The 24,532-nt window shown below is 40.3% G+C and carries 21 protein-coding genes, 3 tRNA genes and 1 pseudogene; 11 read left to right on the top strand and 14 right to left on the bottom strand.

The features are described from left to right. The 5 genes and pseudogenes from Q7U33_RS06630 to queF all read right to left on the bottom strand — a co-directional run. Window positions 1–92 (bottom strand): annotated as a pseudogene (locus tag Q7U33_RS06630) (IS1595 family transposase); the annotation flags it as partial. Window positions 93–379: 287 nt separating this feature from the next. Next, a tRNA-Glu gene (locus Q7U33_RS06625) sits at window positions 380–455 on the bottom strand. A gap of 106 nt (window positions 456–561) precedes the next feature. Then, window positions 562–637: transfer RNA gene (locus Q7U33_RS06620), tRNA-Glu, on the bottom strand. Window positions 638–715: 78 nt separating this feature from the next. Further along, window positions 716–791, bottom strand: a tRNA-Ala gene (locus Q7U33_RS06615). A 160-nt stretch (window positions 792–951) separates the two neighbouring features. Beyond that, a complete protein-coding gene (gene queF, locus Q7U33_RS06610; protein WP_304858859.1) occupies window positions 952–1,398 on the bottom strand; it encodes a preQ(1) synthase in 447 nt (148 codons plus the stop codon). Between the two features lie 76 nt (window positions 1,399–1,474). On the opposite strand from queF, the gene smc reads away from it, so the two are divergent. The 8 genes from smc to Q7U33_RS06570 all read left to right on the top strand — a co-directional run bounded on the left by smc (window position 1,475) and on the right by Q7U33_RS06570 (window position 12,932). Then, on the top strand, window positions 1,475–5,026 hold the full coding sequence (smc, locus tag Q7U33_RS06605; RefSeq protein WP_304858857.1) for a chromosome segregation protein SMC: 3,552 nt from the start codon (window positions 1,475–1,477) through the stop codon (window positions 5,024–5,026). Between the two features lie 34 nt (window positions 5,027–5,060). After that, the gene (locus tag Q7U33_RS06600) at window positions 5,061–6,626 is read left to right on the top strand and encodes a cell division protein ZipA C-terminal FtsZ-binding domain-containing protein (protein WP_304858854.1); all 1,566 of its coding nucleotides are present in this window, start codon (window positions 5,061–5,063) and stop codon (window positions 6,624–6,626) included. Window positions 6,627–6,644: 18 nt separating this feature from the next. Then, the gene (gene ligA / locus Q7U33_RS06595; RefSeq protein WP_304858853.1) at window positions 6,645–8,672 is read left to right on the top strand and encodes an NAD-dependent DNA ligase LigA; all 2,028 of its coding nucleotides are present in this window, start codon (window positions 6,645–6,647) and stop codon (window positions 8,670–8,672) included. A gap of 2 nt (window positions 8,673–8,674) precedes the next feature. Then, window positions 8,675–9,487, top strand: coding sequence for a 3'(2'),5'-bisphosphate nucleotidase CysQ (gene cysQ / locus Q7U33_RS06590; RefSeq protein ID WP_304858851.1), 813 nt, complete (start codon window positions 8,675–8,677; stop codon window positions 9,485–9,487). 35 nt (window positions 9,488–9,522) lie between these two features. Further along, the gene (locus tag Q7U33_RS06585) at window positions 9,523–10,425 is read left to right on the top strand and encodes a lipopolysaccharide assembly protein LapB (RefSeq protein ID WP_304858849.1); all 903 of its coding nucleotides are present in this window, start codon (window positions 9,523–9,525) and stop codon (window positions 10,423–10,425) included. Window positions 10,426–10,606: 181 nt separating this feature from the next. Beyond that, complete coding sequence (msrP, locus tag Q7U33_RS06580; protein ID WP_304858848.1) at window positions 10,607–11,605, top strand: protein-methionine-sulfoxide reductase catalytic subunit MsrP; 999 nt, start codon at window positions 10,607–10,609, stop codon at window positions 11,603–11,605. A 17-nt stretch (window positions 11,606–11,622) separates the two neighbouring features. Next, window positions 11,623–12,288 carry a sulfite oxidase heme-binding subunit YedZ gene (locus Q7U33_RS06575; RefSeq protein ID WP_304858846.1) on the top strand — a complete coding sequence of 222 codons (666 nt, stop codon included), beginning with the start codon at window positions 11,623–11,625 and terminating at the stop codon, window positions 12,286–12,288. A 119-nt stretch (window positions 12,289–12,407) separates the two neighbouring features. Continuing rightward, window positions 12,408–12,932, top strand: coding sequence for a DoxX family protein (locus Q7U33_RS06570; RefSeq protein WP_304858845.1), 525 nt, complete (start codon window positions 12,408–12,410; stop codon window positions 12,930–12,932). A gap of 48 nt (window positions 12,933–12,980) precedes the next feature. Here Q7U33_RS06570 and Q7U33_RS06565 read toward each other — a convergent pair whose 3' ends face one another. Then, window positions 12,981–13,805, bottom strand: a complete 825-nt coding sequence (locus Q7U33_RS06565; protein ID WP_370651993.1) for a DUF3034 family protein — start codon at window positions 13,803–13,805, stop codon at window positions 12,981–12,983. Window positions 13,806–13,978: 173 nt separating this feature from the next. On the opposite strand from Q7U33_RS06565, the gene Q7U33_RS06560 reads away from it, so the two are divergent. From Q7U33_RS06560 to Q7U33_RS06550, 3 genes are read left to right on the top strand one after another with little or no spacing between them, the layout of a single operon-like run. Then, complete coding sequence (locus Q7U33_RS06560; RefSeq protein ID WP_304858842.1) at window positions 13,979–14,416, top strand: group 1 truncated hemoglobin; 438 nt, start codon at window positions 13,979–13,981, stop codon at window positions 14,414–14,416. Between the two features lie 38 nt (window positions 14,417–14,454). Beyond that, complete coding sequence (locus Q7U33_RS06555) at window positions 14,455–15,063, top strand: methylamine utilization protein (RefSeq protein WP_304858841.1); 609 nt, start codon at window positions 14,455–14,457, stop codon at window positions 15,061–15,063. A gap of 21 nt (window positions 15,064–15,084) precedes the next feature. Continuing rightward, the gene (locus tag Q7U33_RS06550) at window positions 15,085–17,430 is read left to right on the top strand and encodes an EAL domain-containing protein (RefSeq protein ID WP_304858840.1); all 2,346 of its coding nucleotides are present in this window, start codon (window positions 15,085–15,087) and stop codon (window positions 17,428–17,430) included. Between the two features lie 1,374 nt (window positions 17,431–18,804). Here the strand turns inward: Q7U33_RS06550 and Q7U33_RS06545 are convergent. The 8 genes from Q7U33_RS06545 to Q7U33_RS06515 all read right to left on the bottom strand — a co-directional run bounded on the left by Q7U33_RS06545 (window position 18,805) and on the right by Q7U33_RS06515 (window position 24,521). After that, window positions 18,805–19,797: an OmpA family protein gene (locus tag Q7U33_RS06545; RefSeq protein ID WP_304858839.1), complete on the bottom strand. Its 993-nt coding sequence runs from the start codon at window positions 19,795–19,797 to the stop codon at window positions 18,805–18,807. Further along, complete coding sequence (locus Q7U33_RS06540; RefSeq protein ID WP_304858838.1) at window positions 19,797–20,237, bottom strand: DUF4398 domain-containing protein; 441 nt, start codon at window positions 20,235–20,237, stop codon at window positions 19,797–19,799. The genes Q7U33_RS06545 and Q7U33_RS06540 overlap by 1 nt, the downstream gene beginning before the upstream one ends. A 612-nt stretch (window positions 20,238–20,849) precedes the next feature. Then, window positions 20,850–21,431 (bottom strand): Yip1 family protein, encoded by a 582-nt coding sequence (locus Q7U33_RS06535; protein ID WP_304858837.1) that lies wholly within the window; start codon window positions 21,429–21,431, stop codon window positions 20,850–20,852. A gap of 240 nt (window positions 21,432–21,671) precedes the next feature. Continuing rightward, complete coding sequence (locus Q7U33_RS12070; RefSeq protein WP_370651992.1) at window positions 21,672–21,785, bottom strand: Rieske (2Fe-2S) protein; 114 nt, start codon at window positions 21,783–21,785, stop codon at window positions 21,672–21,674. Window positions 21,786–21,936: 151 nt separating this feature from the next. Further along, entirely contained in the window at window positions 21,937–22,143 is a 207-nt protein-coding gene (locus Q7U33_RS06530) for a DUF6494 family protein (RefSeq protein ID WP_304858836.1), read from the bottom strand. Between the two features lie 69 nt (window positions 22,144–22,212). Continuing rightward, window positions 22,213–22,992 carry a TIGR01458 family HAD-type hydrolase gene (locus Q7U33_RS06525; RefSeq protein ID WP_304858835.1) on the bottom strand — a complete coding sequence of 260 codons (780 nt, stop codon included), beginning with the start codon at window positions 22,990–22,992 and terminating at the stop codon, window positions 22,213–22,215. Window positions 22,993–23,299: 307 nt separating this feature from the next. Then, complete coding sequence (locus tag Q7U33_RS06520) at window positions 23,300–23,680, bottom strand: hypothetical protein (RefSeq protein WP_304858834.1); 381 nt, start codon at window positions 23,678–23,680, stop codon at window positions 23,300–23,302. Between the two features lie 79 nt (window positions 23,681–23,759). After that, complete coding sequence (locus tag Q7U33_RS06515; protein ID WP_304858833.1) at window positions 23,760–24,521, bottom strand: MBL fold metallo-hydrolase; 762 nt, start codon at window positions 24,519–24,521, stop codon at window positions 23,760–23,762. Window positions 24,522–24,532: the final 11 nt, after the last annotated feature.

Raw genomic sequence — 24,532 nt, 5'->3', positions numbered from 1 at the left:
GCAGTAAAATCCAGGGCAAAACAGCGCACAAGCTGCCTGAATTTAGCCTCTGTGATTTTAGAACGGCTGTAGTATCTATTTTTATTAACCATTTCAGGAAGTTATCACACTTTAATTAGTGCTTTGCTTCCTAAGACCCTTTAATATATATTTTCTAAGGGAATCTGTAGCTGATATGTCGTTACACAATAGCTCTTAACGGTGGCTGGGGAGGGTGTAGTATTAGTGAAATTTATATCTAGAATGTTGCATTCTAATAAAACAGATTATGAAAGATAAAATCGTCTAAAAAGACTAAAACTATTCACTAAAAATGAATACATGGGACTTAGATTTGGCTGTGAGAAATCAAACGAACCTCTGAAAACTATGCCAGTTATGGCGTCCCCACGGGGATTCGAACCCCGGTCGCCTCCGTGAAAGGGAGGTGTCCTAGGCCTCTAGACGATGGGGACCTAAGAAAATATTACTATTTAAAACAGCGCATTTATTTCAAACACGCATTTTAATGATTGCCTCTAAATAGTTAGTACAGTTAGCGTAACTAATATTTACATTTTATGGCGTCCCCACGGGGATTCGAACCCCGGTCGCCTCCGTGAAAGGGAGGTGTCCTAGGCCTCTAGACGATGGGGACCTAAGAATTTTACCGCTAAACTACAAGTGCCGCATTTTACTACAATTTGCTAATAAATCTAAGTGATTTTTCACATTTTGGTGGAGGTAAGCGGGATCGAACCGCTGACCTCTTGCATGCCATGCAAGCGCTCTCCCAGCTGAGCTATACCCCCAAAACCTACATACTTTAGCTTTCAAAGCGTTGCAGTGTTAGCGAGGCGCAATATTAAAGATGGCCGGGGGGCTTGTCAATCACTTTCATCCTAATTTGCTTAAAATCTCACAAAATTAATGCTTGCAGCAGTTTAGCCTGCTAAAGCTTGGTTTTTGTGCTTATCCGCGAATGTTAGATTGGCTTTCGAACTGGGTTAGTTCAACGCGTGGTTGTGGTTGCCATCCTTGTTTGCGATGTTCCGCAATCACATTGGTAAATACGCCACCACGAACGTAAAATTTAGCAGTCACTCGCATAAATTTCGGTTGTGTAACCTCAACCAAATCATCAAGAATGCGGTTTGTCACAGCCTCATGGAAGCAACCCTCATCGCGGAATGACCACATGTAGAGCTTTAAGCTTTTAAGTTCTACGCATAATTGATCTGGGATGTAATCTAAATAAATCACAGCAAAATCAGGTTGGCCAGTTTTAGGGCACAAGCAAGTGAACTCTGGGATTTCCATATGGATATGAAAGTCACGCTTCGTGTTTGGGTTTTCAAATGTCTCTAGTGTTTTAGAGGGTTGTGCGGTTGGTTTTGCACCTAGTGAGAGATCAGTCATGATAGATAGTAGAGCTTTTGTCTTAAAAAACGTTATTATAACGTTCTAAGTCAAACCTAATTAGTAAAAGTTCATTTTGCGTTTAACTCATTTAAAACTCTCTGGTTTCAAATCTTTTGTTGATCCGACAACATTGCACATTCATGGGCAGCGTGTTGGTGTGGTTGGCCCGAATGGTTGCGGAAAATCCAACGTCATGGAGTCTGTGCGCTGGGTGCTGGGAGAGTCTTCTGCAAAAGAGATGCGTGCAGACGCAATGGATGCTGTTATTTTTAATGGCTCTAGTAATAGAAAGCCTATCTCGCGCGCAAGTGTTGAGCTGGTTTTTGATAATAGCTCTGGCAGTGCATCAGGGGAGTGGTCTCAATATGCGGAAATTTCAGTAAAACGCGTGATTGAGCGCGATAAAGGCTCAACTTACTATATTAATAACTCTGTCGTACGTCGTAGAGACGTAGCTGACTTATTTTTGGGTACAGGCTTAGGTGGTCGTGCTTATGCGATTATTGGCCAAAACACAATTAACCGCATTGTAGAGGCCCGCCCAGAGGAAATGCGTATCTTTCTTGAAGAGGCCGCAGGGGTTAGCAAATATAAAGAGCGCCGCAAAGAAACTGAGCAACGCTTACGTGATACGCGAGAAAACTTATTGCGTATAGAAGATATTTTACGTGAGCTGGATACGCAGATCGTGCGTTTACAGTCACAAGCGGTGGTGGCTACACAATATAATCAAATGCAAGAGGCTTTAAATATCACTAAAGCACAGATTTGGTTATTAAAAAAACGTGATGCAAGTACACAGTGGGAAAAGTCGCAACGCACGGTTGAAAAGCTAGTAAATGAGCTTGAAGCACAAATGGCTGATTTGCGCAGTAGTGAAAGCGCATTGGAAACGTTCAGGCAGCAGCATGTTGCATCAAGTGAGGCTGTTAACTCAGCACAAGCAGCTTATTACGAAGCAAACGCAGAGGTTTCTAATCTTGAAAATCAAGTAAAAAATACTGCTGACGCTAGAGAGCGTTTACAACTTCAATTACAACAATTATTTGCTCAGGTAGAAAAGAATGCCAATCAGCGTCAACAAGTTGAAGAGGCGCGTACGCTAGCACAGGCCGCTTTAGTTAAAGCTGATTCTGACTTTTTAAATACTGAAGATGCCGTAAAGGCTGCAAGTCATGGTGTGCCATTAAGGTTGCAAGAATATCAAGCGACGCTTTCAGCCTTTAATGCCAGCCAGTCAGCATGGCTAAATGCAGAGCAACGCTTGCGTCTGGAGCAGGCGAATATGACTCACTTGTCTCGCTCAGTCACAGAAACTAGTGAGCAACTAAAGCGATTGCAACAAAATTATGAGGCATTGCAAATGCCCCCTGATAGTTTAATTGTTGAAAAACAATCGCAATTAAATGCGCTAGAGGTGGAAATTGCAGACCTAGAGCAGAAAAATGTTAATACTGTAGCGCAAGAGCAGGCTTTGCATGCGGAGATTAAAACTAACAGAGATGAGGTACACCATCAACAGCGAGCATTGCATGTGCTTGAAGCGGAAGTTAACTCACTGGCAAAGCTTCAGCAGTCTATGCGTCAAGTGGATAATACATCTGCATTAAGTGCATGGCTGAGCAGCGCTGGCCTCAATGGCAAACTGAATGAAAACTTAAGGATATGGCAGGCTGTTCGTGTTATGTCTGGCTGGGAAACTGCATTTGAGGCATTTCTTGGGGCAAAGCTTAATGCGATTGCGTGTGATGAGTCATTGATAGCGTCTAACCTAGCAAATAGGGCGCCAGCAGCCATGACGTTAGCTGTAACCTCTTATGTTGCCCATGCCCAAACTAAAACATCGTCTATTTTTACTGAAATGTACTCGCTAGTTGAGCATGTCGTGCCAAACTTTCAGGCGGTGTTGCAGGATTGGCTTGCTGGCGTATACATACTCGACAATGATATGGATATTGCCCAAGCGATTCGCTCGTTAAAGCATGGTGAGTGTTTGGTTAATCAATATGGTGATATTTATACACAGCAAAGTGTGACTTATTATGGTGAGCAGTCTGTACAGCACGGTGTGCTTGAACGCCAAGCACGCTTAGCTCACTTGCAAGCTCAGTTACCTGAGTCTCAAGCGCAATTAACGCTTAAAAGTGGTCAGGTATCGGTACTGGAAAGTAATTTGCAGCAATTACGCGCCATGCAACATACGCATCAGCAAGAATTGAAGCAAGTGACACAACAGGCGCACCAGTTAAATCTGAATCTGCAACAACTTAAACAACAGCAAGTAAACGCCATGCAGCGGCAAAAGATGTTGCAAGCAGATTGCAATGTGGCAGAAGAAAAATTACAAAAGCTACAGATTGAAAGCACCCAAAAGCAAACGCTATTGACTGAGATTTCAGAGAGCCTTCTGTCTCTTCAGCACGAGAAGCAGTTGATGGAATCAAAAAAGCAGTCCGCAGAAAGCTTATTAAATCAAGCGCGTGTGCAGTTGCAGGAGATAGAGCGCTTGCACCAAGAGAAAAGTTTTAATATAAAATTAATTGATAATAATATCAATGAATTAAAATCGAAACTTGAATTTTTAAATGAAGAAGAGGCTTCGTTAAAATTGCGCTGTGCTGAAATTGAAGGCACGCTAGCTTCTACTAAAATGGAAGCTTTAAAAGCAAACTTGGAGACTGCATTAAACACTAAACAGCAGCGTGAGGTGTCGTTAGTAAATGCACGAAGCACAATGACTGAAAACGAAACTGTTTTGCAACAACAAGAACGTCTAAGGTTGCAACTGGAGCAACAGCTATACCCATTACGAGATAAGTTAGAAGCAGGTCGCTTGAGTGAGCAGGAGTCTCGCCTTTACTTTGAGCAATGCCAAACCGAACTTTTAGCATCAAACATTGAAGAAACCTTGCTTGAAAATCATTTAAAACAATACGCTGGCACAGAGATTAAAGTAAGGGATATTGAAAGAAGTAAAATTAAGCTTGAGTCTGATATTGAAGCTTTAGGTGCGGTAAACTTGGCTGCAATAGATGAGTTAGCATCTGAGCAGACGCGTAAACACTATATTGATAGCCAATGTCGTGACTTGAACGAAGCAAGCAAGACGTTAGAAGGTGCTATTCACAAGATAGACCGAGAGACACGTAGCCGTTTGCAACATACTTTTGATGAAGCTAATAAACACTTTAATGAGTTATTTACCACCTTGTTTGGCGGCGGACAGGCGAGGTTAGAGCTATTAGGGGATGAAATCCTAGACACAGGGATACAAGTGTTTGCACAGCCACCAGGTAAGAAAAATAGCACGATTCACTTGCTATCAGGGGGTGAAAAGGCGCTGACTGCATTGGCATTGGTGTTTGCGCTATTTAGACTGAACCCAGCCCCATTTTGCTTGATGGATGAGGTGGATGCACCGCTTGATGATAGTAATACTGAGCGATTCTGTGCGATGGTAAAAAAAATGTCAGAAAGAACACAGTTTTTATACGTGAGTCATAATAAAATTACGATGGAAATGGCGCAGCAATTAATCGGTGTTACTATGCAGGAATCAGGTGTTTCACGCATTGTGGACGTAGATATGGACGCGGCTGTGAAAATGGTTGAAACGGCATCTTAATGGCTGTTGTAATTTAGTTGAGAGTTTAATGTAAATGAACGATTTGCAAATAATATTAATCATTATTGGTGCTTTAATCATTGCTGCTGTACTTTTATTTAACTGGTGGCAGGAACGAAAGTTTAACCAGCAAATAGAAAGCGGCTTTTCAAAGTCGCAAAATGACGCGCTCCTCAATAATGATAGACACGCTAGCGCTACTAATGACTTTGAAGAGAATAAATTCGAAGAGGATAACTTTTCTATTGATAGCGAGCGCTTAAAAGAGCATTTTCACCATGACATACCTGACGACAGGTTCGAACCAATCAACGATGTTGAGCCAGAAAATAGCAATGATGTTTTAGGTGACATTGATGACGTATACTCAACATTAGTAGCAAGACAAAACCATGTACCTGAGCAATATTTACCAGAAAGCAGACAAGATGAAGTTAAAGCATCAGCCAATGTCGCTAATGTTAAGCCAGCACAGCATGAAGAAATTAAAGCGATTTTCAATGATGCTTTTAATCAAACAAGTAGTCAGGCAAGTAAAGTAGAAGCAGTAAGTGAAATAGAAACTGCATACGTAAATAAAACAGAAGCCGCAACTCAAGCAGAAGTCTTGAGCGCCTCCATTCATCATGTGGAAGACAAAGCTAATGTTGAAGAGTTAGCATCAATAGAACCCACATACACAGATCAACCTAAAGAAGCTGTTGTTAATCATCTGATTAAATCAAATTTACCTGCAATGTTGCAATCGCAGATGGACTTAATTGCTGTTATTTATTTAGCAAATGAAACAAGTATTTCTAACCTTACAGCAAGCATTGGTGGTTTTTTCGAAGACTACGACAAACCGATTCATCTGCATGCGTTAATCAATGACCGTGACTGGGTTCCGCTAACTGCCTTAGCCTCACAACCGGAAATTGCAAATCAAAACACTAGTAAAGTCACCTGTAGTTTACAGCTTGCTGATCGCTCTGGCGCTGTGACGCGTAGCATATTAAATCGGTTTCAATTAGCGGTGGAAACATTAGGTTTGGATATCGATGGACATGTTGAGTGGCAAAGTAATGGTGATCCACTGTTGGCTGCTTCAGCGCTAGATACTTTTTGCATTGACGTTGATAAAACGATGGGATTTCATTTAGTGCATGGAGATAACGGCGCTTTCACTGGTACCAAGTTAAGAGGCTTGTGTGAAGCGCAAGGCATGTTGCTAGAAGCGGATGGTACATTCAAGTATTACCAAAATACTGACGACAAAGCATCGCAAGCAGGTGTTTCACCAACAGTTTCTTTTGTCATGTTTAATCGAGATAACTATTTATTTAATCCAGAAATGTTACGCACGAGTGTAGTAAAAGGCGTGACTTTTCAGCTAGATATCCCTCATGTCATGCATTGTACAGAGGCATTTAACCAAATGGTGCAAGTGGCAAGGCAAATGGAAATTGGTTTAAATGCAGTACTGGTTGATGATAACAATAGACCATTGGGCGACATACAAATCGAAAAAATTAGGCAGCAACTCAAAGTGATTTACGCCACCATGCTAGTGCGAGGCATCGTACCTGGTTCAGACAGTGCGCGTAGGTTGTTTTCATAAGCTTCAAGGTTAGAATGAATGTCGGATTCGAAGTTGAGTAGCGCTGAACAGCGCATTTTAGCGTTACGTGAGTTGATTGCGCGTTATGACTATGAGTATTATGGTCTAGATGCACCTTCTGTTCCTGATAGTGAGTACGATAAAGTTTACCGTGAACTACAAACACTAGAGAATCAAAATCCAGGGTTAATCACTTCCGATTCGCCAACCCAGCGTGTCAGTGGCTCTTCTATCAATGCTTTTAACAGCATTACACATCGTCAAGCAATGCTGTCACTCAATAATGCTTTTGAGTTTAGTGAATTAGAGGCTTTTGATAAGCGCATTCGTGATGCATTAGGGATTACACAAGTTGAATACGCAGTAGAGCCTAAGTTTGATGGCTTAGCCATTACGCTCACCTACGAGCATGGTATTTTCACCCAAGGTGCTACGCGTGGCGATGGCTACACTGGTGAGGATGTTACGCATAACCTACGCACATTACGTGCAATACCAATGCGTTTAAATGATGCCAACCTGCCACAATTGCTAGAAGTGCGTGGTGAAGTGCTTATGCTAAAACGTGACTTTGATAAGCTCAACCAAGCACAGTTAGCAAAAGGTGAAAAGCTGTTTGCTAACCCACGCAATGCCGCCGCTGGTAGCTTACGGCAACTAGATGCAAAAATAACAGCTACGCGCCCACTTACATTTTTTGCTTATGGCTTAGGCGTGGCAGAGGGTGTTCCAACGCTAACTAGTCATAGCGTTGCAATGGATTATTTAGCCAGTTTACATTTCCCTGTTAGTAATGTTCGTGATGTGGTCTATGGGGTAGAGGGGCTTAGTGGCTACTACGAAAGAATAGGCCAGTTACGCCCGCAATTGCCTTTTGATATTGATGGTGTCGTCTATAAAGTTAATCAATTTAATCAGCAGAATGAGATGGGCTTTGTCTCTCGAGCGCCTCGCTGGGCTATTGCGCATAAGTTTCCTGCGCAAGAGGCGCTGACAGAAGTAGAGGGTATCACGGTGCAGGTAGGGCGTACTGGTGCAATTACGCCAGTTGCGAGATTGAAGCCAGTGTTTGTAGGCGGCGTAACAGTAACTAATGCAACGCTACATAATGAAGATGAAATTCGCCGTAAAGATATTTTAATCGGTGACACAGTCAGTGTGCGCAGGGCTGGTGACGTGATTCCTGAAGTAGTGGGAGTAGTGCTTGAGAAAAGACCGCCTAATGCTCGCCGTTTTGAAATGCCAACCATTTGCCCAGAATGTGGCTCACATATTCTCAAACAGGCAGATGAAGCGGTGGCTCGTTGTTCTGGTGGCTTGTTTTGCCCTGCACAGCGCAAACAGGCGATTACGCACTACGCATCGCGTCGCGCAATGGATATTGAAGGGCTAGGAGAGAAGCTGGTTGACCAATTGGTTGAGGCTAATTTAGTGCACACACTCGCTGATATCTACAATCTTGACATTGGTACGCTTAGTAATCTCGAGCGCATGGCCGAGAAGTCAGCTCAAAATATATTAGATGCACTCAATGCAAGTAAAGAAACGACACTAGCTCGTTTTATTTATGCCTTGGGTATGCGTAATGTGGGTGAAGCCACAGCTAAAGACTTGGCAAAGCATTTTGGTAATTTAAGCGCTTTGATGAATGCTTCGATTGAAACTTTACTTGAGGTGAACGATGTTGGCCCAATTGTTGCTGAGTCAATTAAGAACTTTTTTTCTGAAGAGCATAATAAAAGTGTGATTAATGCATTATTAATAGCTGGGTTGCATTGGACAGAAACTGATGGGCAACAGCAGGCAACGGGTAAGCTGAGTGGCAAGACCTTTGTATTAACTGGCACCTTACCAACAATGTCACGTGATGACGCCAAAGCATTAATAGAAGTGGCTGGTGGTAAAGTCGCAGGTAGTGTTTCTAAAAAGACAGATTTTGTGGTTGCAGGATCGGATGCTGGCAGTAAGCTGGAGAAAGCACAGTTATTGGGCATTACGATACTAAATGAGGCAGGCTTATTAGCAGTATTGGCTGAAAGAGAATAACAATGACAAATGAAAGCTATCAATTTCAAGATGAGGTGATTGCAATCGCAAAAGAAGCAGGTGAGGCGATTATGCAAATTTACTCAACTGATTTTGGCTTTGAGAAAAAAGCAGATAATTCACCACTTACGTTAGCAGACCTTGCTGCCCACAATATTATTGTTTCTAGATTGAGGTTGCTAACCCCTGACATCCCTATACTCTCTGAAGAGTCTGAAACTATTGACCCAAAACTACGTTTGAGTTGGCAAAAATACTGGTTAATTGACCCCTTGGACGGCACACGTGAGTTTCTTAAACGCAATGGTGAGTTTACGGTGAATATTGCATTAGTGAGCCAGCATCAGTCGATAATGGGTGTGGTGTATGCGCCAGCAACAGGCTTAACTTATTATGCAAGTAAGGGGCAGGGTGCATATAAGCAAATTGGCGCAGCACCCGCACAAAGAATCTATACAAAATGCCTGAATCTTCAACAGATCACGATTGCAGGTAGTCGATCACATTCCGATGAGCGGTTTCAGAGATTTATACACAATGTAGAAGCTGTAACTTTAGTGAGCCCTGAACTTATTAGTTTGGGAAGCTCTCTAAAAATTTGTCTAGTGGCTGAGGGTAGCGCAGATGTTTACCCGCGCTTGGGGCCTACCTATGAATGGGATACTGCAGCAGCACATTGTGTGTTGCAAGAAGCTGGAGGAGATATTGTAGATGAACATGCGATCACCTTGAGTTACAACAATAAACCATCGCTATTAAATCCACATTTTTTTGCAACGGCTGATAAGGCTCAGCAATGGGCAACTTTCTTATAATTATTATTCATATCATCAAAGAGTATCTATTAAAAATGAAACTACAAAAAGCTTTAACTGTATTATTTACTTCTTTGTTTTTTAATACTATTTACGCAGCTAGTGATAATGCATTTTCATGCAACAAAGCTTATGACCAAATGGATTTATCTACAGCTTTGTCATTTGCAACTAAGGCACTAAGTGCAGATAAGCATGATAAGGAAGCATTGATATGCCAAGGCCGCGTATATAGTGCGCAAGGAAAGTTAGAAGACGCTATATCTTCGTTTAAATTAGCTGATAAGCAATCTAAAGATGCATTTGATAAAACGATTGTTGCGCTCGTGACTGGGCACGCTTATAAAGATGCTGGTCAGTTTGAACAGGCGATTTTGAGCTACGAGCAAAGCCTAGAGCAAGCAAAAATAACACATAGCAAAGCTTTTGAGCGCGTGGCACATCAAAGTATTGGTAATGTGCATCGTAATGCCAAACAATACCAATCTGCACTTGATTCATATTTAACCGCTAATACACTTGCAGCAAATGACAACGAGCGAGGTGAAAGCTTTGAATCTGTTGCGTTTGCTTATCATATGTTGAATCAGCATGATGCTGCGCTAGAGTATCAAATTAAGGCATTTTTAATGCATGAGAAGTCAGGCACATTGGACCAATATGCGCACTCAAGTATTGAGTTAGGTCGTTATTATGCTGCTGTAAAGAACTATGCTAATGCAGAAAGAACACTTAATAAGATTATTAAATTTGCAAAAGACCAAGGCGGTGCTTATTACGAAGCTTATGGCTACTGCATATTGGCCCAAGTGAAGGCTGCCAATGGTGACGCTATAACAGCCAAAACACTTATTGACCAAGCTAGGCTAATCGCTAAAAATACTAACGACCAAGCATTAGCGGAAGAAATTGAAAAAGAAACACAAGGGTTGATTTAATCACATCCTTTGTATTATTTTTGTTGTACTAATTTTGTAAGGATAATCAACACACTCAGACTAAGGGTTGTGTATTAAACTCATTGTGAATTACGTGGTCACAGCTAGGTGACAGATTGACGCATCTAGCATGATGGTTTAATACTTTTAAAAAACATACACTTCGCTAACTGGGTACTCCATGATTATTCAACAAAAATCCGACATTGCGCCTTCAGAAATCACGCCAAAAGAGGTGTTTGAAAATCGGCGTCATTTTATCAAGCAAGCAGGCTTTGGCTTGCTTGCTACCTCCGCACTTGCGCATAGCCATTTACTATTAGCAGCAGATAATACGCGTCTAAATGCTCCCTCAGGCAAAAACTCTAAATCAATATTGTCATTACCAAGCTTTACTAAAACAGCTTATGGTAAAGATGAAAAGTTAACTTCCTATGAAGATGTTACAACTTACAATAACTTTTACGAGTTTGGTACAGGAAAAAGTGAGCCAGCAGTCAATGCTAAATTGTTTAAGCCCCATCCATGGACAATCAGTATTGAAGGGGAAGTTAAGAAAAATAAAACAATTAGCATTGACGATATACTCAAGCTAGCCCCACTAGAAGAACGTATTTATCGTATGCGTTGTGTAGAGGGCTGGTCTATGGTGATTCCATGGGTAGGATTCCCCCTTGCCCAGTTAATCAAATGGGCCGAGCCTAATGCAAATGCCAAATACGTTGAATTTGTGTCTCTTGCAGACTCACAACAAATGCCAGGCGTTAACCTACCCATATTAGATTGGCCATATACAGAAGGCCTACGCATGGATGAAGCAATGAATCCACTTACCATAATGGCTGTTGGTTTATATGGTGAGAAGTTACCTAACCAAAATGGCGCACCAATGCGCTTAGTTGTACCTTGGAAATATGGCTTTAAAGGGGCTAAATCAATCGTCAAGATTCGCTTTACTGAAAAAATGCCAATCACCACTTGGATGAAAGCAGGGCCTAAGGAGTATGGTTTTTATGCAAATGTAAACCCTCAGGTAGAGCATCCGCGCTGGACACAATCCTCAGAAAAAAGAATTGGTGCTGGTTTATTTGCTGGACGCATTAAAACGCAGATGTTTAACGGATATACCGAGCAAGTAGGGCAGATGTATGCTGGGTTAGATTTACGTAAATACTTTTAAGCCATAGGTCTATTAGTATGCACATTAAACAACTTTTGCGGCGAGTACCTAATAAAATACAAATAACTGGGATTAAATTCAGCTTATTTGCACTTTGCTTATTACCACTTGCCCGCTTGATTTGGTTGGGCGTGAGTGATGATTTAACCGCTAATCCAATTGAGTTTATTGAAAGATCCACAGGATTCTGGGCTTTGTTTATTTTATTGCTCACATTAAGTCTTAGCCCGATTAGGATGCTATGGGGGCCAGCTTGGCCGCTACAGTTCAGGCGCATGCTTGGGTTAATGATGTTTTTTTACGCCAGTCTGCATATCACTATTTATTTATGGCTAGATTACGGCTTTGATTGGGCTGATATTATTAAAGACATCATCAAGCATCCTTATGTACTGGTAGGAGCTTCAGCCTATCTATTAACACTACCATTAGCCGTGACCTCTAACCAATATATGATGCAAAAGTTGCGTGAACGATGGAAACAGCTACATCTGACTGTGTATTTAATCGCTATTTTAGGCGTTGTACACTTTTGGTGGCTAGTCAAAAAAGATATCAGGGAGCCATTGTTTTATGCGCTTGTTTTGGGCTTTCTTTTAGGGGTGCGTTTGTTTTACAAGCTACGCCAGATAAAATCAAAATCAGATAAAACAAGAAAAATTAAGCTTCCCGTGTCTGCTTAATATCCATTTAAGATTTTAAATCGATCTCAGCCTCAAAATTAATCACTGTAAGTTTTAACAGTGTTTCCCGACTAATCCAATAACAGCAAGTTTAGAATAACTATACTCAGGAGAAAAGTATGTACAAAAATAAATTAGTGAGTTGTACTTGCTGCATATACACCAATACTATCAATTATTTAAATCAGCTTTCTGAAAGCATTCCACCTTTATTTCTCAGGTTAATATTAGCTTATGAGTTCGGAGAAGCTGGTTACGAAAAGCTTCATGGGCAAAACTGGTTTGCAGACATTACATTTCCATTTCCGTTTAGCTTGATTTCACCTGATATCAACTGGCAGATTGCTACCTATTTTGAAATACTTGGTGCTATTGCCCTAGTGTTTGGGCTTGCAACTAGGTTTTTTTCTGTCTCGCTCATCATTCTTACGATAGTAGCGATTGCTACTGTACATTGGCCAGCCCAATGGGCTAACTTAAGTGATTTATGGACTGGTTATCGTATTGTGGATGAAAATGGCGATGGGTTTGGTAACTATAAATTGCCGTTAATTTATATGGTGATGTTTTTGCCTCTGTTATTTGGAGGCGCTGGTAAATTAAGCTTAGATTATCTAATTAAACAAAAATGCTTAAGTCATTAATATCCAAATATCACGCTCACTAAGCTTTAAAGTAATCCACATCAATGCTTAGTAAGCGAATTGACCTGACAAATACCAGCCAGATTGATTACTTTTATTCGCAATATTGCCCAAATTTAAATAGGCCGCGGTGAATGATATATTTTTAGTTGGAAACCATGCTAAAAATATATCATGTGCGTTTTCCTCTTTAAACACACTCAAATTATCAGGTTTGTAACGGTATTCAGTACCTAATAACACCTGATCTGTTAGCATCACGGCAACTGAAGCAGCAGGTTTGATCTGATAATTGTCACGATTGTCACCACCAAAACCTAAAAATCCAAACTGATTCGCTTTTGTAGCGTGCAGGGTACCGTTCACTAGTAGATTCCTACCGAGAACTGCGCCTAAGTAAAGTTTTGTTGCAGCTAAATAGACATCCACGCCAGTTTGATGCTTTGCGCCAAGCGCTTTAGGCACAAAATGAAAGTCTTCATTATGCTTAACTTGTACACCCAATGACACTTGGGGTAACCATGTGTCTTGTTCATAGATAGCATCACCAAATAAACGTAATTTGACGCCGATTGTATTCACCCGAATACTTTCACCAGGTACCGTATCACCTAAGCCCAACTTTTGCTGACTAAGTGAAAGTTCTAAGCGGTTATACAAGCCAACACTAATACCACCAGAGCTTATTTCAAAATCACCATTCGTTTTTGCCTCTGTATAGAAAGCAGAACCGCCAACTTGTTTGTCAGTACCATACCCTGAAATTAAAGCCCAAGGCGTTAATCCACCACCACCAGCACCTTCAATTTGCATGACGCCACCCGTAGCTAATAAACGGTCACCTGCAAATGAAAAATTAGTGTAGACCAGCATTGAAACAACAAATATATTCAATGTCCAAGTCAGTAATTGTTTTTTATTAGCGTTATTTGATGCCATGTTTGTCTTTCGTATTGCTATTTAAAAAATAATTAACAACTAAATTACCGTAGATTAATCACAGTAGTTATATTAAAGTAAGGTTAGATAAAGTCAGAGAGCAATTTATGAATAAAAGTGTGTTATTTGTTTTAATGTTATTAATTTCTTCTTGTGCCCAAACTCAAACTTCACCTTCATCAACAAACACCGTGCCATCTTTATTTGAACGAATAGGCGGGCTACCTGTACTAACGGTTGTTGTATCTGAAACAATAGATAGGTCAGTTAATGACCCTAAAATTAAACGTTCGTTCGATGGCATTAAATTATCTACATTAAAGCAAAGTGTTGTTGACCAGCTTTGTGTCTTAACAGGTGGAAATTGCGTGTATGAAGGTGAAACCATGCAGAACTCGCACAGAGACCTTAAGATAACGACAGCTGAGTTTGAGTTGTTTGTAGAGGCTTTTAGAACGTCACTCAATAAACATGTTGGAGAGCGAGAGAAAAATGAACTCCTGAAAATATTAGCACCTATGAAGCGTGATATCGTAACTGACTAATTTTTAATCTTTTAGAACTAACCATTTAGAGTTGACACATGAACAGAAAATCCCTTACTAATTACACAACCCTTAGCTTGCTGTTGCTTGCCGCATCATGGCAAACTCAAGCTGCAGAGTTGACAGTTCAAGTGTTAGATCAAACAGACAACCCACTTAGTAATGCTGTTGTTTACTTGGAAGCTTCTGTTAAAACTAGTGAAAAATCTCTTAATGAGGCAAATGTTGACCAAAAAAACAAACAATTCTCACCATTTGTCAGTGTTGTGCAAGTCGGAACCAGTGTAAATTTCCCAAATAAAGATTCCGTGAGGCATCATGTTTATTCGTTCTCTCCAGCTAAAACTTTTGAACTGAAGCTCTACTCGGGCATTCCAGCAAAGCCTGTTCTGTTTGATAAGCCAGGTACAGTGATACTTGGCTGTAACATTCATGACAACATGTTGGCCTACATTCATATTGTAGACACGCCTTATTTTGGTAAAAGCGATGTAAATGGCATGGTTAAATTGACTGATTTGCCCACTGGTCAACACACACTTAAGGCGTGGCATTATGCGACTACAAAAGAAAACTTTGTTTCTGAACAAAAAATAACACTAAAAAGTAATGAAACTGTTTCACTAAAGCTCGAAACGCATAATTAATCACTTAAAAAACTTACCAATATGCAATTTAAAAGCCTAAAAAGTAGAATTTCCGTTATTTTTCTATCACTGATATTGGTTATTCAAGTTTTAAGTTCTATTGCTATTAAGTTAAGCATTGATAAGAACGCACGACTTTCAGTGAATCAGCAACTGGAAGTTGGTGAGCGTGTATTTCTGAATTTACTGCAACACAATGGTGATAGCTTAAGTGTCGGTGCACGTATTTTAGCGGCAGATTTCGGTTTTAAAGCTGCGATTGCTAGCAATGATCATGAAACGATACTATCTGCACTTGTTAATCATCAATCCAGAATCAACGCCGACATCGCAATATTCTACTCTCCCGACCAAAACAGCTTGGTGATTTCTGAAAACCTATCAGAAAGTGAAGTTAGTGAAAAAATAGCTGAAGTGATTTATGCAGCAAAAAATGATATTCAAAAGAATAACTTTACTATTTTTAACAATCAACCTTACCAACTAGTTGCTGTCCCAGTAAAAGCCCCCCTCACTATTGGCTGGGTTGTAATGGGCTTTGAAATCAACAATAGCTTGGCCAACACACTTCATAAGCTAAGTAACCTAGAAGTTACTTTCATCAGCCAATCAGGAGCAAGCCCTTGGCGCTCTACAGCTGGGACAATGAGTGTTGATTCAAGTGAGAAAATCGTCAAATACACTGCGACACAACCTGCATTAAATACCAATAGCAATTTTGAACTTACTATTGGAGAGATGGCTTTTGGTACTCGTTATGTCACTATTTTTAAAAATATCAACGATTCTCTATATGCTGTTTTACAGCGCTCCATTGATGAAGCTACTGCGCCATTTCAGGTTTTATTACTTAATCTTTTAATTTTAAGTATAGTTGGGATGCTCATTTTTATCGTCAGCATTCTGTATGTTTCTAGAATTGTTGCACAGCCAATTGTAGAACTTGCTAATACAGCAAAAAAGTTAGAGGAGGGTGATTATTCATTTAAAGTTGATACTTCAAGGAAAGATGAGTTAGGAAAGCTAAGTAGCGCTTTCAGTAGCATGCGTACAGCGATTGCTGATAGGGAAAAAAGCATTCTTAAATTAGCTTACTTGGATGAGATGACTGGATTGCCTAACCGAGCCTCTTTCATGAAAGAGCTTAATACTGCTATTTATAAATCAGAAGCCAACAATGAGTCACTCTCAGTTTTAGTCATGAATCTAGACCGTTTTAAACAAATTAACAACGTACTAGGTCATGATTTTGGAAATCAGTTGTTACATGCCGTATCAATACGTATTTCGCAAGTGTTTCGTAAGGACAACGATGTTGTTGCAAGAATTTCAGGGGATGAGTTTGCAGTGTTGTTGCCTGGGACTGATGCTAATGTAGCGTTGAATATCGCACAAAAACTACTACAGGCTTTTGAGAAACCAATTCAATTGGATGATAACTATGTAGATATCACCGCAGGGATTGGCATTGCAAGTTACCCAGTTCACAGTCATCAAATTGAACAACTCTTAAGCTTTGCAGAGATTGCCATGCAGGTTTCAAAGGTAAAAAAATCTGGTCCTGTGATATTTGATTCAAGTTTTGATGCTGGGAGCAATGTTAATTTAACCTTAGTTTCTGAGCTTAAAAACTCTATATTAAACAATGAACTAATGTTGTTTGTTCAACCTAAAATTGATCTTAAAAGTAGGGTGGTGACATCAGTTGAAGCTCTGATCAGGTGGAAACACCCAGCTAGAGGGATTGTTTTTCCTGACCAATTCATCCCATTTGCCGAGCAAACAGGGTTAATCAGAGACATCACGCTTTGGATGATTGCAGAAGCCTCTAAAGTGAGTGCTCAATGGATAGAGAAGGGGATATTAATCCCAATTGCAGTGAATATTTCTGCAAGAGATTTAATTGATTCAGACTTTCCAAATAAAGTAACTGAAATATTAAAATCAACGGGCTCCAATACATCACTAATTTCATTAGAAGTAACTGAAAGTAGCATCATGGATGATCCGCATCGTGCAAAACAAACTTTGCTGCATCTATCTGAAATGGGCATTAAGCTAGCGATTGATGATTTTGGTACAGGCTACTCATCGTTATCATATCTAAAAGAGTTACCTGTGAGTGAGCTTAAAATAGATAAGTCATTTGTCATGAATATTGAGCATAATCAGAATGATCGGATTATCGTCAGTTCGACCATCGAACTAGCGCATAACATGGGCTTACATGTTGTCGCTGAAGGCATTGAAAACATTAAAGTCTGGAAGTTTCTCCAAGATATGAATTGTGATTATGGTCAGGGTTATTACATGACCAAGCCAATTCCAGTAAGCGATTTTGAAACTTGGTACCAAGAATGGACATAATGACCATTTAACTTGATTAGCAGTCGTCTCAAATAACTATTAGCAAAAAATATATCCTTCTGTATTGATAAGTTTTCAAAATATTCACAAGCATCTCTTCTTATCTTAGCGGCTAAGTATTACCAATTTTTATAAAGTATCGTTAGCTTAAAGCTTATGTCTATATTTTATATTTACGTCAAAAATAGCAATTAAATACTTTCGACAGTAAAGATTTTCATATAACATTGTAAAAAATTGTAAATAATCTGTAACAAAATAACAATAATCTATAAAAAATGAAATTTACAGCGCTAATAAATCAACTAAATAACATATTTGATTACTCTCTTTACTGTGCATCACAACACCATTACTTGGATGGCTGCACAAAATTCTGGGCTATCTTTTATTTATCCTCAAGCTTACTACTACTTATCATTTGCATATTCATTGGCTATAAGATACATAAAGAAAATATTGAACTTAAAAACTATTTACAGAATAAAGCCAAACAAGACACAGACCAGCCAGCAGAGCCTATACAAAAGCATGCCTGAAAACCAGTGCTTGAACACATCTAAATCTGATATTCTGTTTTAACTCCCTGAATTAATATCTAAATATAATGATAACTCATGATTTTTTCAGCTTTATCATCAACTTAATAGATTACTCACTTTATTGCTCGGCACAGCCTCAACACTGGATAGGCTGCACTAAGTTTTGGATGTATTTCTATTTCTCACTTAGCTTTCTTATGTTCATTATCTTTGTATTTACAGCTTACAAAATCTACAAAGATAATAGGGATTATAAAGCCTATCTCAAGCGCAAAGCTGACCGTGAGAAGGTCGCACCGCCTGAAGTTATGGCGGAACATGTTTGGCGCTCTGAATTTGATTCATAGCCTAAATTTTATTGAGATTGTTTGTGTGAGCTTATAATTTTACATAATATACATTATACGAAATAAAATTACTTACGAAAAGTGTTGCGTTTATAACACTCATCATCGTAACAAGTCAGCTTAACTTGATTCGCAACGAATCAAGTTAAGCTGATGGGGCTTTTTGGAATAGCAACATGTCCCGAAACTACCAAAAATACGAGGTACAATTTACATTAAAACCTCTGCACTACAGATTTGTGCCAACAGTATGCAATTGAAGACTTTTTTCTCCGTGGGAAATTAAATTGAGATGGAAAAATCTAAACCAAAAACTGATCTGACAGACAACCTAAAAATTCGGTAACTGTCAGATCAGGTCTGAGCTAGTAAAGATTACATTGTCACGCGCAGAATTGTTGCGCGTACTTTTGCTTGAATCAGATCACTTAAAAACTCAGCCCAAGCAAGACGTTAATAGCAGGTAAATATGCTAACCTGTATTTTCACTCTGTGGTTGCGCTTGTATTTTCAATAATAACTTCAACGCGGCGGTTCAGCTGGCGCCCAGAGGCGCTATCGTTACCAGAGACTGGTGAAACTTCACCCTTGCCAGATGTAACGAGGCGGTCTGAATTCACCCCCTGCTTCATCAGCCAGACCTTTACCGAATCAGCACGACGCTGCGACAAAGCCAAATTGTAATCCTCGTTGCCGACACTGTCAGTATGACCTTCGATAAGCACGGAGCGGTCCTTATACTGCTTGAGGAATGTAGCTAGTTTAGCTAGATTATTGGCCGCACCACTCTTGAGTTCAGCCCTGCCTGTGTCAAATAGCACGTCCCCTAGTGTTACAACTAGGCCACGTTCGGTGGTCTTAGCATTAAGTTCTTCAATCTGGCGTTGTAAGTCAGCCGTCTTTTGTTGCGCATCAGCAGACTCCTTTTGGGCAGCCAATGTGTTTAGACGTGCAGATTCTTCCCCGCTGCGAGCACTATCAATTTCCTTCTGCGCAGCTAATGTCTCTATACGTGCGGATTCAGCATTGCTGCGAGCACTATTCGCTTCCTGCTGAGCAGCTAATGTTTCCATACGCGCAGATTCGGTCTTGCTACGTGCGATGTCAACTTCTTGTGTGCGCGAATCGAGACGTGCACTCTCACGTTGCTGGCTCAATATCGCACGCTGCTCTACTAACAGGCGACTTTCCGCTAGTGCCTGAGCGATATCAACCTTGCGCTCTGCGATGTACATCAGGTGCATCCCCTGCTCTTTGTCTCCCTGAGGTTCCTCGGCAGCGCGCACAGCGTATTCCGCTTCCTTAATAGCAACTGGTGCCTGCCTTGCAAGCTGCTGGTCAGACTGCAACTGAGTCAACTTACTGCGCGCAGTATTGTCCGCCTCTGGCTGGATTGGCGTAGCTGAGCATGCCACCAAAATCACAGAGGCAACTGCGGTGGCTATCAGCGTTCTTGTATTACAGATTTGTGTTTTCATTATTGATCTCCTGTCTTACGCTGCATTTCTTGCTTGAGTGTGTCGGTACCTTTTTGCATCTGCTCGTTAACCACACGAGCCCTAGCCACATCTGCTCGGGCTGAAGCTAATTCAGCGTCAGCTTTTGCCTGTTGGGCGAGGCGCTGGGCTTGGACCATTTTTTCTTCTTGTACTGCGCTACGAGCCGCTGAGAGTTTGTCGCGTGCATCACTTAGTTCGACTGAGGCATAATCAGCGACACGTGCTCGTTCTGCACTTGCAATTGCTTGCTCAGCCGCTTGCAAATCTGACGTCGGTGGCTGCGGCGTTGAAGCGCAGCCACTAAGGAACAGCAACGCTACAAAAACGGTTCCAATAGATTTGCTTGCTGATACTGGTGTTAAGCGCAAGGATAAACAGTTAATTCCTTTTGCTTTTGGTAAATGTATTGTCTGATCCATGTGTTTCTCCTTGTATGAGTTGCGGCACCTAGCACCTAAATTTAGAAATCAGTATCCCATAATGTAATGGAATATTCCGTGCACTGGCGTACATAGTTCGTCGAGCGGATTATTTGCTCAAAGGTCCATAAAGATGACTTTGTTTCAGCTTGCAAAGAGGATGTACTGACGACACGATGCTGACGACTGGGCGCTGTGAAAGAGCTAAAGATTGAGATGATTAACTGAAATCATTGCAATGAAACCCAGTTAATTGAACAGATTTTGGGTGATTTTCAATCGATATTTTTGGGGCGCATGCATCTTAGCCAAGTTTGTTTTATAGGAGGTTATATTGGCCAATTTACTTCGCCAGTTTTAGCTGACGTTCAATAATGTCGAAACTGAACGGGAGAGTATAAAAATGAGAGGCATCCAGATATACCGCTAAATCTAATGCTGAACCAATCAAGCAAATCACTGAGCGAGGTTGTTACCAGCCATATAAGGAGCCGCAAGGAAAATTCAGTGTATACCTCGATTGGGCAATGCATCTTTCGACCAACAAGTCTGGCTATTTACACTTCTCAATAAAGCGACAACTACCCTACTATAGCTGTTTAACAGTGTTTACTATAAGTTTTGCACACTACCCAGCACTACCAAGGTAACAATCATCAAAAGCGCCCAGCCAATGACGCCTGCCGTCATCACAGCCCCGAACAAAAGTATTGCATGTCCACGTTCTTTTATATGAAACACAGCTGGAGCGCCATAATAGATAAAACCCACGGTAGCCATTAGCGCCATTGTCAGCGCAATTAGATTGACTGTCATATCAGGAATGAGAAAAACAATGGGCGCTAGCCATAACGGCGTAGGCGCTACAGCTGCAAGCGTGAATGCCTGATGATAGGTCGGATGAGTCTCTGCAACCTCAGCTAGTTGTCGAATGATGAGTGCCATCACGGGAACAGATGCCAACTCTACAACGAACAGAATTAAGGCTACTAGTAATAATTTGGAGTTTGAGAGAACAGGAAGTAAGTCACCCGCGTATCTCCCCGCGGCACAATAGATGAAGAGTGGCGGTATTAATGACATTGGCACAACATGCAACAGATAAAGCCGATGCATAGAGTATTTACGCTGCACCAGATGGCGCCATCCTTTTGTAGGCACAAAAAACAACCAGAATAAATTTAAAAGACTCATGAAACTATCCTCCCAAAAATTTGGTACTAGCTTATGTATCGTTAACTCTAAATCTAAATCTTGCGTTGATTGTAAACCATTTATGCACTAATTCATTAAAATTCAAGTACTTCTCTTAAATACTTATACTAGACCTAGTGTTTTTACTTGAAATTTATGCAGTATTCCACTGAGCTTCTGTGTCTAATTCTAGCCAGCCGTTATTAACGCTTACTGGAAGTGTAGGCAGGTTTTCATAAGCTAGTGCTGATAAAGCCTCCCCGTGATTAATGAAAATCGCGCACCATGGAATGGGCAGATAATTTCATCATGGTCTAGTTTTCCACTAGTTAAAGCTTTGTCTTTTAGACCCATAGAATTAACGGACTACACGAAAATTACTTTTTTTATGGCGTCTAAGATAAATATGCTGGTAGATCATCACATCACCACATAAGCTGATACTATATTTAAGAGAATATTTAAATGTTATTGATCAACTTAACTAAATAAAATATTGATTATATTAACCAAGTTCAACGAAACCATCAAAACTAACATTAAGGTTCAGTGCACCTATTGTAAGGGTCATTTTTACCGGTAACTTCTCGTTACCATCTAGTTCAAGCTTGGCGCATGCTTGTGCCACAGCCTGCTCGATTTCTCTCTGGGAATTAATACCCACCATTTTCAAAAACTGGCGAATGCTCATATTGAAAGTATCGTTGTTCATATTAAACTCCACACTGAATGGTTGAATTGTTGATGACACATACATAGAAAAATCTTTAAATACTCAATCTTAGAACCCTATTACGCCCAATAAGTTTGCAATTGAATCTATGGTGAAATCTGGCTTAATGGTCGATGCATCAGCATAACTCTGGCGGTATTTCCCCGTTTTCACTAAAACCCCTTTTAGGCCAACTTGTTGCCCACCGCTAACATCCACATCGATATCATCACCTACCATCATCACATCACAAGGCATAAGACCCATATCATCAAGGGCAATTCGAAAAAAGTCAGAAGATGGCTTACCGATAACCATAGCATTAACTCCGCTTGCATACTCCAGCGCCGTGACAAAACCACCAATGTCCATTTTTAGCCCTTGGTCTGTTTGCCAAAACTTGTTTTTATGAATGGTGATTAACTTAGCGCCATTCATCAGCGCATTAAAAACATCATTCAGCAACGCATAGGTCCAAGCATTACCAATATCGCCAATCACTATGTAGTCAGGGTTAGCCTCTGATTGCGGTAACTCATTAAAGTCTTGTTTAACATCTTCGGCTAATAATAAACGGCATACAGGGTGATTTTGCTTCCTTAAATAAAGCAAGGTAGCCTGAGGTGCACTGATGAGCTCATTTGCAGGGATATCAAACCCTAAGGCATTGATTTTTTTGAGTAGTGTAGCTAATGATAATGTGCTGGCGTTAGTAACAAAACGGCATGGTATACCACTAGCGCGTATTGCTGTGATTGTATCGACTGCACCCTCTATGGGGCTGTCACCAGTATAAAGCACACCATCTAGATCAAATAAAATGCCTTTAATTGATAGCTGATTGTTCATATTTGGCTTCACCTCCATACTAGGTTAGCAAATGATATCAATAACGATAATCACAATATGAAAGCATGAAAAAACTATGCACTCATCAATAATATCGCAAAATACGCAAATTAAGTGTCTTATTAAACTAAGCTGTGTAGTTTTAAACTAAGATTTATTATTAAACTAAAGAAGATTTAAAGCAGCGGCGTTAATCAATACTAATGGTTGGATGGTGAGAATAGAATAAGGTTTTAAATGGATTGACCATTAAAGAAGCATAACTTAGCTATCTACAAAGCTATGCTTCTTATCGGCTATCCCGGAATTAACGATTATTAAAGAATGCTATGTTCATTGCCTTGTCATTTACAAATGTAATTTCAGTTTCTTTGTAAGTGCGTTTTGGATCATATTTCACAATGTTTTTGTAATACCACATCTCAACTTTAACTGGCTTAGATTTACTTTCATCTGCACCAGCCTTGAGCATTACTGTATTAGCGCCAGATGGCTTAACTGACATTTCCTTTTTAAAAGGCGCACCTAATTTATCAGTCACTACCTTTTTAGTTTTTCCGCTAAATGTATCTAAAAACTCATTCTCAGTATATGTTTTAGGAGGCGCAGCATGTGTCACTGACATTGAGGCGGCTAAAAAAGAGGCCATCGCGATGGTTAACAATAATTTCTTAATACTAAATTGCATATCTATCTCCATAATTAACACTTTATTATCTCATTTATCGGTGCATTAACAAACGTCTCACTGAGTAATTGGTTTACTATTAAATCGTAATTTTTAATCCATCGTAGCCAACAAACACATTATCTGGCAGTTGCGCACTGAGTGTAGTGTATTCCAAATCATGTGTCATATGAATCAAATAAGTTACTTTAGCCCCTATCTGACTAGCAAAAGCAAGGCTTTGTTCCACATTGATGTGGCTATAGTGTGGGGTAACGCGTAAACAATCTAATAACAAAACATCAACATCTTTCAAAAGTGCCATCGATGTATCTGGTATTGCAGATACATCTGTCAAATAAACTAAATTACCAATTCGATAGCCGTATATATCGCTGTGCCCGTGCTTGATTGGAATCGGTATGATGACTTGGTCAAATAATGTGAATGATGCAACAACTGGATTTACTTTCAGAATGGGTAAATCCCAAAAGTCACCAGCTTCACGCAACGTATAGCCAAATTTATCTGCGATATGTCGCATCGCATCTGGACTGCCATACAACGGAATTTGACAGCGCTGTTTTTGACAATAAGCGCGCAAATCATCAATACCATGTAAATGATCAGCGTGTGTATGCGTGTAAAGCACGGCATTCACATTCATCAAACCTTCTCTCAAAGCTTGATAACGCAAATCTGGCCCTGTGTCGATAAGAATCACGTTGCCATTATCCAGCGTGATAGCACTTGAGCAACGCGTTCTATGGTTACGTTTATCTTTAGAGACGCAAGTGATGCATTGGCAGCCAATCATTGGCGTACCAGCACTTGAACCTACCCCTAACATTGTTAATTGCATTGACAACCTTT

Origin of the sequence: Methylotenera sp. (genome assembly GCF_030653755.1) — a bacterium.
Lineage (GTDB): Bacteria > Pseudomonadota > Gammaproteobacteria > Burkholderiales > Methylophilaceae > Methylotenera.
This window is presented reverse-complemented; position numbering and strand designations above follow the sequence as displayed.